The sequence below is a fragment of the Cypionkella sinensis genome (assembly GCF_042646385.1).
In the GTDB taxonomy this organism is placed as follows: domain Bacteria; phylum Pseudomonadota; class Alphaproteobacteria; order Rhodobacterales; family Rhodobacteraceae; genus Cypionkella; species Cypionkella sinensis.
This window is the reverse complement of sequence record NZ_JBHRTO010000001.1, coordinates 2,820,801-2,833,808: the sequence shown is the minus strand read 5'-3', so window position 1 is coordinate 2,833,808 and position 13,008 is coordinate 2,820,801. Positions and strand designations below refer to the sequence as shown.

The following is a 13,008-nucleotide window of genomic DNA, read 5'->3' as shown; positions in this document are numbered from 1 at the left end:
TTGAATTCCGCGCCCCGTCGCGGCATTGAAGACCAAACCGCCATAAAAAGACCAGATACCGCATGATCCGCCTGTATCACTTCCCGCTCTCCCCGTTCTGCCGCAAAGTGCGCCTGACCCTGGCCGAGAAGCGGCTTGAGGTGGAACTGATCGAAGAGCGGTATTGGGAACCTTCCCCCGATTTCCTGCGCCGCAATCCGGCGGGCAAAGTCCCGGTGCTAAGGATCGAGAACAAGGTGCTGTCGGAAAGTCAGGCGATCTGCGAATATCTGGAAGAAGCCTTCCCCAGCCCCGCCCTGATGCCCCGCGACATCGACATGCGCTTTGAGGTCCGCCGCCTGTGCGCGTGGTTCGATGACAAATTCCACGCTGAAGTCACCTCGAAACTGCTGTACGAGCGTGTGAACAAAAAGATCATGGCGCAGGGCTATCCGGATTCCAAAGCGGTGAAATCCGGGGCAGGGCGGATCAAGTATCACCTCGATTACCTCGGCTGGCTGCTGGATCAGCGCCGCTGGCTGGCGGGTGATGTGATGACCCTCGCCGATCTGACCGCCGCCGCGCATATCTCGTGCCTCGATTACATCTCGGACGTTGACTGGAACCGCAACGCGACGGTGAAAGACTGGTATGCCAAGATCAAATCGCGCCCCTGTTTCCGCACCCTTCTGGCCGATCAGGTGCCGGGTTTCCCGCCGCCCGCCCATTACGCCGATCTGGACTTCTAGTTGACGCCGCCGGGGTTTCACACCCCGGACCCCGTGGAGTATTTTCGCCAAGATGAAGGGGCTGAAGGACGCTCTGATTGCGCGGGCCTTGGAGGAGGGGTTCTCTAAGGTTGGCATCTGTCCGCCCGATGCAGCGCCTGATACTGCGGGTCGGCTGGCTGCATTCCTGCAGGCCGACTATCACGGTCAAATGTCTTGGATGGCGGAGCGCACGCATTGGCGTGGCAATGCGGCGGCGCTGTGGCGCGAGGCGCGCTCGGTGATCATGCTGGCCGAGGTTTATACCCCCGAGGCCGATCCGATGGCGGTGATCGGCCAGCCTGAACGGGCGGCGATTTCAGTCTATGCGCAGGGCAAGGACTATCATGATCTGGTGAAACGGCGGTTGAAACGTCTGGGCGGCTGGTTTGCCACCGCCGCAAAGGCCGAGATCAAGGTCTTCGTCGATACCGCCCCGGTCATGGAAAAGCCACTGGCACAGGCGGCGGGCTTGGGTTGGCAGGGCAAGCACACCAACCTGCTGGCGCGCGATCTGGGCAACTGGTTCTTTTTGGGCGCGATCTTTACCACCGCCGATCTGCCGAAAGACGCAGCCGAGGTCAGCCATTGCGGCAGTTGCACCGCTTGTCTCGATGCCTGCCCGACCAAGGCCTTTCCTGCGCCCTATCAGTTGGATGCGCGGCGCTGCATTTCTTATCTGACCATCGAACACAAGGGCCCGGTGGACCCCGATCTGCGCGCGCTGATGGGCAACCGGATTTATGGCTGCGACGATTGCCTTGCCGCCTGCCCGTGGAACAAATTCGCGCAATCTGCCCGCGACATCGGCTATCAGCCGCGCGTCGGCGCGCCGGAACTGGCGGAGCTTGTGGCGTTGGATGACGCCACCTTTCGGGCGCGCTTTGCGGGCAGCCCAATCAAACGCATCGGGCGCGACCGCTTTGTCCGCAACGTGCTCTATGCGATCGGCAATTCAGGCCTGCCCGATCTGGCCGGCCACGCGGCGGTGTTGCAAGCTGATCCAGAGCCGACCGTGGCCGAAGCCGCTGCTTGGGCGCTCGCCCGGCTTAATACGCGATCGTGACCACAACATTGTCGGTATAGGTGCCGATGTTGGCGGTCTGGTTGCCAAAAATCCGCCCGTAGATGGTATAGACCTGCGCCGCCCCTGCGCCGGTGCCCGCAACGTTGTTGCCCAAGCTGTCGCCCCAAGGCTGGCTGCGGCCCGGATCCTGAAACAGGCCATAGGTCAGGGTCGACAGCAAATTTCTCATCTTGCGCGCAGCAGGGTCGCTGACCCCCGGCCCGCCCCCCAGACCCAACGAGACGCGATAGGGCGTGCCGCCCGTGCAGCGCACCTCAACCGTCGCCGTCTTGTCGATGGGTTGCGTCAGTTGCGCCGGGATATTGCCGAAATCCAGCGCCGTGGTCGAGACATCGCAGCTGGACGCCGCCTGTGCCCGCACGGCAAAGCCGCCCGCCGCCTGATCCTGCGCCAGAAGATTGCACGACAGCACGCCCACCCGCATTCTGACGCCATTCTGCCCGCCGCTGGCATAGCTGGCATTATAGGCCCCGGTGGGCAGTTGCACCGATTGCGACAGCACATCGGCATAGATCGGCACCGTGACGCTGCCATTGCCCAACAGCATCAGCACCTCCACAAAAATCTGTGTCATCGGTGCGCCACCGCTGGTTTGTCGCAACTGATACTCCAGAAACGAGCCGCCGGGCCCGACCATATAGCGCCGTGGCGGGCTGCCACCATCATTGGCGCTGCCGCCGCCATAGGTCAGGCAGATGCCATACGGCCGCACCACACCGCTGATGATGCCGCCGGTGCATGTCACCTTCACGCTGCCCGAGGTTTGATTGACCGCACCCGCCCGCAGGCTGACGCTGCCGAAATCGAAATCGGTGGTCTGCGCCGTGCAGGTCTCGGCAGCGGCAACGCCGGTTTGCAGGATCAATCCAAACAGCAGAAGGCAAAGCCAGCGCATCATTGGCAGGGCACCCCTTCAATCATCTGCAAGCCGCCAGACTTCGGAGCAAAATCGAAACTCGCGGTGCAACGCCCGGTGTCAGATTGCACGACCAGCCGGTTGTGGCGTTTCAGCCCCTGCACCAAGGTCTCACCGCCAAAGCCCACGAAAAACTCCTCACCGCCGCCGTTCAGCAGGGCTGTCATACCCGCCTCTAGCGGCGCACCATTCGGCCCGGTCAGCACTACGACTGCGCTGTCATCGCTGTCGCCGCTGAACTTTACCTTTACGCCCGCGCCAATCCCCGGCACCACATCCATGCCCGAGGCATCCAGAGCCAGATCGGCAGGCAGATCGTCCAGATCAACCGAGACGCGGTTGCGGTGGTTCGATTGCAGGCCCGTCACCAAGGCCTTGCCGCCTCGCCCCGTGCGCGCCACCGGGCGATTATGCACCGAAACCGGCACCCCCGCCGCGCCGACATCGACGATGGCAAAGCTGTCGGTCACGCGGTTGCCAAAGGCCATGGCGCCGCCCGCCATTGCCACCGCGCCATCCATCTGCGCCCGCACCCCCGTGGCGCCATCGCCCGAGCGGACCTCAAGCCCCACCTGACCAAACCGCCCCAGATAATCGCCGCGCCCGCTGAAGCGGATCGCCCCGCCGGAATCGCGCTGCACCTCGGCGGCATAGCCATAGTCGCCCTGACGGTCAGAGATCGCGCGGGCGACATAGACCCCGCCCAGTGCATTGCCCTCTGGGTCCACCGAACTGGTCGCGCGCAGCGATTTGCGCTTGCCCAGCGGCATCGACACCCCTACCGCCGCCCGCGTATCGCCGCTTTGCAGATCATGCGAGCCATAGACCGACAGCGAGCCGTCCCAGATTCCCAGATCGCGACCGTAAGACGCCGTCACCAGTTCATCACGCGAAGAGCTGCGGGTAGAGCTGACGTAGCCCATACCAAGATTGCCGCCACCCAACGGCACCGACACGCTCAGGGCGGTCTGCAACGTGGGCACTTCCAGCAAAGATGCGCTATCCTCGATCGCCGTCTGGCCCAGATAATCCACGCCCGTGGCATAGGCCAGGTCGGCAAACCCCTGCTGTGACCACCGCACCGAGCCGTTGATTTCCACCGCACCCACCTGGGTTTGCAGCGCGCCATAAGCGAAGCTTGCCGTCTTGCCAGCATAGTCGCTGACCCCGCCCGCCAAACTGACCTCGGCCAGATTGAACGGCACGGTGGTAAAGCCCAGACCCACCATCGTCAGATCGGATTTCGACTGCACCTGTGCTTCCATCGTCACCCGTTCAGTCAGGCCAAAGCGCAGGCTGCCCGATAGGAAACCATCGCTGCCGTAATCGTTGCTTTCCAGCCCATAGCCTTCCCGCGCGCGACCTGCCTCGATCGAGAAATCCAGCAAGCCCTTTTTCAACAGCTTGCGCGAAACATAGAACGACACCGCCTTGGTGGTCCGTCGGCCATTCTCATCCGTCACCACGATCAGCGCCTCACCCGCACCCGCCCGCACTGGCAGATCCTCCAACCGAAACGGCCCGGCATCGCGCCCGGTGCTATAGGCACGGTTGTTGTCGATGAACACATCCACGCTTGACGGCACCGCCGCCGCACCATCGAAGGACAGCAACTGCTGCGTGACCAGATCGCTGCGCAGACCGAAATCGCGGCGCAACTGCACCCCCGCCATACGAACCGAGCGCGACCATGCCAAAGACGAGCTTTGCACATCTCCCACCGCCAGCGTCAGCCGCCGCTTTGGGCTTGAAACCTGATAGGTCGTCTCAAGCCGCAAGGCTTCGCGGCCGGTGCTGTCATCAATCAGATCACGCACCACACCCGAAGACCGCAGCACGCCAAACGGTGCAAAGATCCAGCCGTCAAAGCTGGCCGCTGTGCTAACGATGTCAGAGGCCAAAGGCTGCTTTTGCAAACCCGCATCCAGACTGTAGTTCAGCACCGCGCCATAGCTGCGCTCTGCGTCCAACTGCTCGGCCTCGGGCATCGCCGAAACCACTTCAGTGCGCATCGCTGCCACTGGCACCTGCAGATCAATCTTCTGCCCCGGCTCGTCATAGACAAAGCGCAGACCGGGGATGCTGCGCAAATCGACCATGCCCGCCGACAGGTGCTTGCCATCCAGCCCCACCTGCACAAGCTCGGATTTCGGTGAAAACATCCGCCCGCTGCCCGGCTCCAGCGCGAATTCGGCCACCAGATTGGTGGGCTTGCCGTTCACGGTCACTTCCAGATACAGCGGCACCCGGCCTGCATCCGCCTCTGTCAGATCGGCAGAGACGCTTAGACCCGCTGCGTCGCCTTCTTGTCCGTCACCTTCCTGGGCGCATGCAAGATCAGCCTGTGCCAGACACAGCGCCGTCGCCACGCAAACCAAACCGATCCTGTGCATGTAAACCCCCGTTCTCTGCAACCGGAGCGGGCCATGCAAGGCCCACCCCCCGCGACCCCTGCGGGACCGCGCTTTGCGTCATCTGGTCAAGATTCAAAACACAGCGGAACCGATTGGCGGATCTGCAACTTCACCGCCTGCGGGTCTTTGCTTTTAGTTGGCAGACGGTCGATCAGCACGCGATAGCATTCGCTGCCCCGCACCGCCTTGTTCGCCGTCCGCACAATGCGCAGGGTCAGTTCCTGCCGGTTGCCCAGCTTGGCGGCGGGCGGGCTGACCTGCACCATTTTGGTGGCTTTCAGATTGTTCGGATCGGTGCCTTTTTTCCAGGCCATCACCCGAATTTGCACCACAGCCTGACCCTTGCCTTCGGCCTTGATGGTCATGGTGGTGGCCTGTGCCGGGGCAGGCACGGTCAGCCGGGTCGGCGAGACCGCCAGGCTGTCCGCAAAGGATGCACCAGGCAGCGCCAGCACAAAGGCTGCAACGGCTGCGCGAAATTTGGAACTGCTCGACATGATGTTAACCTCTGGTTTTATGGGTTGGAAACAGGGCGCTCTTGTTGGCGCCTTGAACTGGTCAGTAATTCAGCGTCACGCGGACGGTGTCGGTATAGACCCCGGCGGCATAGTTTCCGGCAGGCACTTGGCCATAGACCGGGAAGATGTTTGGCGCGACAGCGTTCAGCGGCCCGGTGTAAAGTGCGCCGTCAATCGCCACCGGCGTGGTATGCGCCGCGTCCGAGGTGATCACATAGGGCAGCAGATCATTGGTGTTGTTCTTCATATAACGCTTGCCCGCAGCGGCATTGTCGCCACCTTCCATCTTGACCGAGACATTGGGTTTCGCCGCGGTGCAAACCACAGCAACAGAACCTTGCACGGTCTGATTGGTGGCGGTGCCGGTGTTGACGCTGGCAAACACCAACCCGGTCGGGGCGGTGACAACGCAGCTATCCAGCACCGTCGCGGTGACGGAAAGATTGGTGCTGGCGACTTCGGCGGCGTGCAACGCAAGCGGGGCACTGGCAACGAAGGCAACTAAGGTAAGGCAAGGCGTCAGTTTCATTGTCGTCTATCCTGTTCGGGCCAGGCGCTTGGCGGCTGGGCGGGGTGTCTGGTCTGATCGGTTGCCGCAAAGCTGAGAAAGTGTCTTGCGGTCGATGTGTTAATGTTTGTCCGGATTTCATGGCGGCGATGAGGCGCGGTTCTGGCTGCGGCAGGCTCATCTCGGCGGGAAAATGGCAAAACCCCCTGATTTATAAGGATTTGCCGCAGTCATGACGCAATTGCCCGTAGAGGCTGATGCTGGCGGACTTGGCGGAAAATGGCTGGGGGTTGTTCGAGAATTGCAAGCAACACGTAAGGGTTGCAACCCGGCGAATCGGTCCGCTAGCAGGCGCCTGACCCCCTCCCCTCAAGCCAGCGGCCGCCATCGGGGGCATCGAGCCCCCTCCTGCGGCGTTGCCACGGAGGGCGGATCACTGGCCGCAAGCCGGATGCGGCATAGCGGATGGCGCTGCTTCTGGCGTGGATTGCGCCCGCAAATCTGCCGCGATCCGCGCAAAAGTTAAGAAAGCGTTAAAACGCATGACCTATGTTATTGCAATAAATAACATTTATTTGGTCCCGAGTTGGGACCATACCGATTTCGCCTCAGGGCGCGGTCAAATTCAACAGCCGGTCATCCATCGAAATCAGTTTCGCCTGTCTGATGCGGCTCAGATAGACATCGACAGGCTCGATCTGCGGCCCCGGTGCAGGGGCGGTCTCTGACCGCAGCACCAGCAGCATCGCAAGCCCCAGCCCAGCCGGATTGACCACCAGCGCAGGCTTGCCTGCCCCGGCCTCAGCCACCGGAAACGCCACCCGCAGCTTGCCCGGTTCCGGCTGGGTCGTGCCCGGCAAAAGCTGCAAAACCTGCCCCGACCCATCCACCACCGCGGCCGAGACATAGCCCGCATCTGCAGGCAGGGTCAGGTCGATCACCGGGTTCTGCCCGGTCACATAATGCCCGTCCGGGTTGGGATCGGCCCGATCACCATAGCCCAACGCCACGGCAATCTGCCCAGACACCAGCGGCGGCAGGCCGTTTAACACGGCGCAGATCGACGGGTTCAGCCGCTGCAATGACAGTTCCACCGGCCTGCCCTCTGCCGCTGCCGCCACGCTGGTTTGCAGCGCGTCGGCGCTGGCATCAGAGGCGGTGCGCCCGCTGATCTGCACGACCTCGCCCGCCGCATACCCAGTGGTGGGTGGGCTGGTCAGGCGAAGCGGCCCGCAATCCTGCTGCCGCGCCAGCAGATCGGTGACTGCCGCCAAGCTGAGGACGGCAGGTTGGGCGGGCGCGGGGGCTGGCGTTGCTGGGGCAGGCTTCACGCTGGGCGTATCGGCGACCTCGACGGGTTTCACGGTGAACGCACCCGAGAAATACGCCACAGCGCTGGTGGCCAGCATGACTGCGATGGCGATCAGCAGAAGCGGCGATTTCGATGCGGCTTTCTGCACCACAGGCGGCGGAGGTGCGAGGGCAGCAGTGCCGAACGGGCTGGCATCTTGCGCTTGAAGCGGCGCAATCCCACCCGGATTTGGCAGAGGCGTGCCGATGATCTGGGTGGCGTTGGGATCGGATACGCCCGGCATGGCGGGCACAGTCGCCGGGTTGTCCAACGCTGCAATCACCTGCGCCATCGACGCAGGCCGCGCTGCAGGATCGGGGGCCAGCATCCACCGCAGCAGCGGGAGCAGATCGGGGGCAACCCCACTCAGGTCCGGCACAGATGCCCGCTTACCCACCGCATCGACGATCGAATCCCCCATCGGCAGAACCGCGCCCCTGCTGGCAGCAGCCGCCACCAGACCCAGCGAATAGATATCCGACCGCGCATCGACATGGCCGCCAAAGGCCCCCAACTGCTCGGGCGCGACCCAGTTGAACTTGCCGGCGAACTGGCCCTGCAACAAGGTGCCGGCCCCAATGGCCGAGGATTTGGCGATGCCAAAGTCGATCAACTTGGCATGTTCCACCATGCCTTCTTCCAGAATGATGTTGTCGGGCGACATATCACGGTGGATCACCCCCGCGCGATGTGCCTTGTCGAGACCTGAGGCGACGCGGCGCAGCATCACCTTGACCTCGTCCAGCGGCATCGGGCCTGCGGTGATGCGGTCAGACACCGGGGTGCCGGAAACAAACTCCATCACCAGACAGGGTCGTCCGATGCCCGGATCGTTGGTAAAGACGTGATAGCGCACGATGGCTTCGTGGCTGAGCCGTGAGAGGGTGGTGCTTTCTTTCTGGAACAACGCCACGATTTTCGGATCATGTGCCAGACTGGGCAGCACGATCTTGATCGCCACAGGCTCGCCATTGTGGATGTTGTGGCCGCGATAGACCTCGCCCATGCCGCCAGCGCTGATCAGCTTGTCGATCTCATAGGTGCCAATGATCCGGGTGCCGCCTGATACGGTGGTGGCGCGTTCGGATGCGGGTGTGATGGGGGTCTCTGTCATCTACATACACCCGCCCAAAGCCCATTCCTTCAGGCCAAGCTTAAAGGTCTGCCCCAAAGGATGCGGTTTGCTCAGTGCCTCGGCCGCTTCGGGTTTGGTATAGGTTTTGGCTTGATCACACAGGCTGGCTTTGGTCCAAGCATGGCAGTTCGCGCAGGATTTGTCGCGCCAGGCTTCGTCTGGTAGGCCCTCAATCGGGGCGAATTGCGGAGAGCCGGTGGCGATCAGATCGGCAATCGACTGGCCTTTCACATGCTCGCCCGATGGCAATGGGGTGGTGAAGGTCAACCCGGCCAACTCATCTTCGGCAGGTGCTGCCGGAGCCGGGGCAAGCGCGATCAGGGCCAGTTCACTTTGTGCAAGTGCTGCGAACATGCCCTGCGGGTAGGCCGCCAGATAGGCCTCATAATCCGCAGCGGATTTTGAGGTTTGCGCGGCAGTGATCAGATCGCGCTGCTGGGCATAGCCTTCCACCGCCTCAACTGGCATCAAGCCAAGCCCGCGAGCTTTGGTAAGGTTCTGTGCAAGCAGGCCCTGCGCCTCGGCCAGATGCGGGCTTTGCGGGTGATCTTTGACAAAACCCTGCAGCAGGCCGATGTCCTGCGATTGCCGCGCGGCTTGCCAAGCGGTGTCTTCATCACTCTGAGCGTGCAGACCCGTGGCGCCGAAGGCCAGCGCCAGTGTCAGCCCGCATATCCACCACATCGCCTGCATTTACGGCTGCACCAGCGTAAATTCGATCCGGCGGTTGCGGGATTTATGCTCGGGCGTGTCATTGTCGAACAGCGGTTTATCCTCGCCATAGCCCATGGCGGTGAAACGGTCGGCGGCAAGGCCTTTTTTCACCAGATAGCGCACCACCGCCTTGGCGCGCTGCTGCGACAGATACTGGTTGGCGCTGGGTGAACCATCGGCATCGGTGTGGCCCGAGACTTCAATCTTCAGGCCGGGGCAGCGCGCGATGATATCGGCGACGCTATCCAGCAATGCGGAACTGTCAGCCTGCAGGCGGGCCGAGCCGGAGTGGAAGTTGATATTGCCGCTGCGCGACAGGATTTCAAAGCGGCCCTTACAGGCCTCAAGATCCAGATCGCCGGTCGGCTCCAACGCTGTCACCGCTGGCGCAACCTCAGGGGCCGCGGGTGGCGCTGGAGCAGTGGCCACCGGGGCTTCTGTGGCGGGGGCTTCGACGGCTGGTGCGGCAGGTGCCGGGGCTGCGCCGCCGTTGCGCTTCAAGGTCAGATCAAAGCTGACGGTGCCAGACGGTATGATCACCACATTCGCGGCCTCTTGCAGCTTTTGCACCCCCTCGGCCAAGCCGAAATCATCGGTGGCGATCACTACGGGCACAGTCGAGGAGACCACCACCGTTGCATCATCCACCATGGTGACGGCCACGTCCGTCTCTAGCTGTTTCTGCACACCGTGCAGGTCCAGCGTGTAGGTCAGATGCACGGTCTTGCGCCGCAGTTTCGGCAGATCAGCCAGATCGGCGGGGTTGATCTTGGCGGTGATCACCGCTTCGGGGAAGCGGAAGGTTTCGAACAGCAAAAACCGCATCCGCACATTGCGCAGATCGATCTTGGTATCGACCGAGTCCAGAAACACATGCAGCGAAAGTGTGCCATCAGCATCCAGCGCGCCTGAAAATGCGGCAAAGGTGCTGGATTCAACCTTGGTGACATTCTTCACCGATTGAAACCGCAACTGCGAGCTTTGCGCATCGACCTGCCATCCGGGGGCAAAGCTGGCATCCTGAGCGGCCAGCGGCACAGGCGCACACAGCAGCATGAGCGCCAGACACAACCGCAAACGGCTGAGAGCATGGAATAGGCCAGTCATCGAAAGCTCCTGATCAGCGGGGCGGTCTGGCGGGCATTAAGACGGCAACAGGTTAAAATAATCCAATACATTCAGCGTATCGAAAGCCCCAACACCGCGCAAGGCCGCTGGCACGGTTGCCAGATGGGCGAATCAGCGGCGGTGCGGGCTGCGGGCTTTGGAGTGCGGCGCGCTAAAGGGCTGCAATATATAGATAATATTGAAACAATTCGCAGCCATTGTTTCGCCTTGAAAAACGATGCTGATGGCAAGTCATGACAGGCGCTGTCAGGCAAATCCCTCATCACGCCCTTGGCGCAGAGCTGCCGCACAGCAAACACATTGCTGCCTGATTTGAATCTCAGCCCAGAGAGGTCTGCTGCTTTAACCGATCGAGGTTTGTCATGTCTGCTGCCCAATCCAGCGCCGCTTTTGCATCATCAACTGCAGCGGTTCCGGTGATCACGATTGCCGCCGGAAGCTCTGCCTCTGTAATACAGGCAGCCATCAATGCGGCCACGCCGGGCACGCATATCGTCTTGCAGCAGGGCACCTACACGTTCAACAAAACCGTGGTGATCAACAAGGATGGCATAACGCTGGAAGGGCAGGGCAACGTCACCATCATCGCGGACAAATCACTGGCCGGGGCACCTGCGGTGCAAGTCGGTGCTGGCTTGTTCCGCGAGACGGAGAGCAATGCGATGAAACTGACGGCGGCGGCTCAGGAGGGGGCCAGCAGCCTGAAGGTGGCGAATGGTGCGGCGCTAAAGGTCGGCGATGTGCTGTGGATCGAACGACCCAACGACGCGGCCCTGTTCGCCGAGATTGGCGATACCCAGTGGCAACAGGACAAACCGCTGCGCACGGCGATGGTGGTGGTGACGGCGGTGAATGGCAACACGGTCTCGCTGGATCGCCCGCTGCCATTTGCCTTTGATGCGGCGACAACAACGGTTGCGGTGGCGGATACGGTCGAGGACGTGACCCTGCGCAACCTGACCTTTCAAGGCGCTTACGGCACTGCGGACCCCAGCAACTTCAACAACATCAACCGGGCCGAAGATGGCGGCATGATGGTGCTGGTCAACAGTTCGGTGCGCACGGTGGTCGAGCATGTCGATATCATCAATCCCGGTTCCAACGGTCTGGTGCTGGGCCGCTCGATTGATGCTGTGGTGGATGATGTGACGGTGACGGGCGCTCAGAACAAAGGCGATGGCGGCAACGGCTATGGTTTCTGGATCCGCGATGTTTACGACAGCGTGTTCACGCATTTGCAGGCCGTGGACACCCGACATGCTGTGCTGTTCGCCAGCTATACTTCGGCAGCGAACAACACGATCGAGGTGGATTTCACCAACCGCGACATCAACTTTCACGGCGGTCTGGATCACGGCAATACGGTGATCGTGCATAACTCGGTCCGCAATGCGATTGAGCAGGCATACATGGCATCCGTCAGCTTTTTCAATCCGGGCACCACCTACGGCGCGCCGACCGATGCAGACGCCAATGTCATCAAGTTTGAAAATGTCGTGGCGACGGTGCGGGCCGATGCGGTGGTGGCAGTCGACACCGGGGCGCGGATCAGCACTTTGTCGGGAAATGACAGCGTGGCAGGTGGCGCGGGCAATGATTGGATTGATCTCGGCACAGGGTCTGATCTGGTTGTGGCCTCGGCGGGGGACGATACGATCAACGGCGGGCAGGGTGTAGATCGGCTGGTGATGGGTCTGCACAGCTCACAAGTCCTGGTGACAACCATCGGTGGCCAAAGCGTTGTCCTTAGCGCTTTGGGTCGCACCTTCATCTCGGGGATTGAGGAGTTTCAGTTCACAGACGGCGTAAGGGCCGTCAGCAGCAGAACCTTGTCCGTGGTGTCGGCCCCGGCATCAGCAACAACCGGCACGCCATCGCAGATTGATGTGTCCAGTGACAGCATGGCGGACAGTTCGGTTCAGGACATGCGGATTACCGGTCGAGCCGATGTTGATGTGCTGGGCAACAGCAGCGGAAATCGCATCATCGGCAATTCTGGCAGCAACATCATCTTCGGCGAGGCCGGCAATGATCGACTGCATGGATACGCCGGCAATGATCTTCTGAACGGCGGCACCGGAAATGATGTGCTTTCAGGTGGTTTGGGCAGCGACACACTGAATGGCGGCAGTGGCCTAGATAATATGCTTGGCGGGCAGGGCGCAGATGTGTTCATCGCCAGCGCAGGCAGCAACACCGTGCGCGATTTCAGCATGGATGCGGAGGACACACTGGTATTCTTTGGGTTTACTGAAACTGATCTGGCCGACTCGCTGACGCATTGGCTGGATGGCGCATTGTCCGCGGCCGATGATTTTGCAATCACCGCACAGGTGCGCGGTCAGACAAGTTTCTTGACGATGACGTCTGACTTGGGCGATTCGCTGACCCTGACGAACGTCGATGCCGTGGCCTTGCGCGACTACCTTTTGCACTGATCTGATCGCAAATCGCCGCAAGTTTGGTCCATGCCCTGGCCTATTGCTGTCAG

Annotated in this window: 10 protein-coding genes; 3 read left to right on the top strand and 7 right to left on the bottom strand. The window is 61.6% G+C overall.

Annotated features, from left to right (window positions below; all coding sequences use genetic code 11):
- Nucleotides 1-62 precede the first annotated feature (62 nt).
- A complete protein-coding gene (gene fzlA, locus ACFOGH_RS14050; protein ID WP_380073701.1) occupies nt 63-728 on the top strand; it encodes an FtsZ-binding protein FzlA in 666 nt (221 codons plus the stop codon).
- Nucleotides 729-780: 52 nt separating this feature from the next.
- Entirely contained in the window at nt 781-1,812 is a 1,032-nt protein-coding gene (queG, locus tag ACFOGH_RS14045; protein ID WP_380073700.1) for a tRNA epoxyqueuosine(34) reductase QueG, read from the top strand.
- On the opposite strand, the gene ACFOGH_RS14040 is transcribed toward queG, so the two are convergent.
- The 7 genes from ACFOGH_RS14040 to ACFOGH_RS14010 all read right to left on the bottom strand — a co-directional run bounded on the left by ACFOGH_RS14040 (nt 1,796) and on the right by ACFOGH_RS14010 (nt 10,496).
- A complete protein-coding gene (locus tag ACFOGH_RS14040; RefSeq protein ID WP_380073699.1) occupies nt 1,796-2,731 on the bottom strand; it encodes a Csu type fimbrial protein in 936 nt (311 codons plus the stop codon). The genes queG and ACFOGH_RS14040 overlap by 17 nt on opposite strands.
- Nucleotides 2,728-5,142 (bottom strand): fimbria/pilus outer membrane usher protein, encoded by a 2,415-nt coding sequence (locus tag ACFOGH_RS14035; RefSeq protein ID WP_380073698.1) that lies wholly within the window; start codon nt 5,140-5,142, stop codon nt 2,728-2,730. The genes ACFOGH_RS14040 and ACFOGH_RS14035 overlap by 4 nt, the downstream gene beginning before the upstream one ends.
- Before the next feature lie 86 nt (nt 5,143-5,228).
- Nucleotides 5,229-5,660, bottom strand: coding sequence for a fimbrial biogenesis chaperone (locus tag ACFOGH_RS14030; protein ID WP_380073697.1), 432 nt, complete (start codon nt 5,658-5,660; stop codon nt 5,229-5,231).
- 61 nt (nt 5,661-5,721) lie between these two features.
- Complete coding sequence (locus tag ACFOGH_RS14025) at nt 5,722-6,210, bottom strand: Csu type fimbrial protein (protein WP_380073696.1); 489 nt, start codon at nt 6,208-6,210, stop codon at nt 5,722-5,724.
- Nucleotides 6,211-6,797: 587 nt separating this feature from the next.
- Nucleotides 6,798-8,654 (bottom strand): serine/threonine-protein kinase, encoded by a 1,857-nt coding sequence (locus tag ACFOGH_RS14020; protein WP_380073695.1) that lies wholly within the window; start codon nt 8,652-8,654, stop codon nt 6,798-6,800.
- Complete coding sequence (locus ACFOGH_RS14015) at nt 8,655-9,368, bottom strand: hypothetical protein (RefSeq protein WP_380073694.1); 714 nt, start codon at nt 9,366-9,368, stop codon at nt 8,655-8,657.
- On the bottom strand, nt 9,369-10,496 hold the full coding sequence (locus ACFOGH_RS14010; protein WP_380073693.1) for an OmpA family protein: 1,128 nt from the start codon (nt 10,494-10,496) through the stop codon (nt 9,369-9,371). It abuts the gene before it with no gap.
- 437 nt (nt 10,497-10,933) lie between these two features.
- On the opposite strand from ACFOGH_RS14010, the gene ACFOGH_RS14005 reads away from it, so the two are divergent.
- Nucleotides 10,934-12,955: a hypothetical protein gene (locus tag ACFOGH_RS14005; RefSeq protein WP_380073692.1), complete on the top strand. Its 2,022-nt coding sequence runs from the start codon at nt 10,934-10,936 to the stop codon at nt 12,953-12,955.
- Nucleotides 12,956-13,008: the final 53 nt, after the last annotated feature.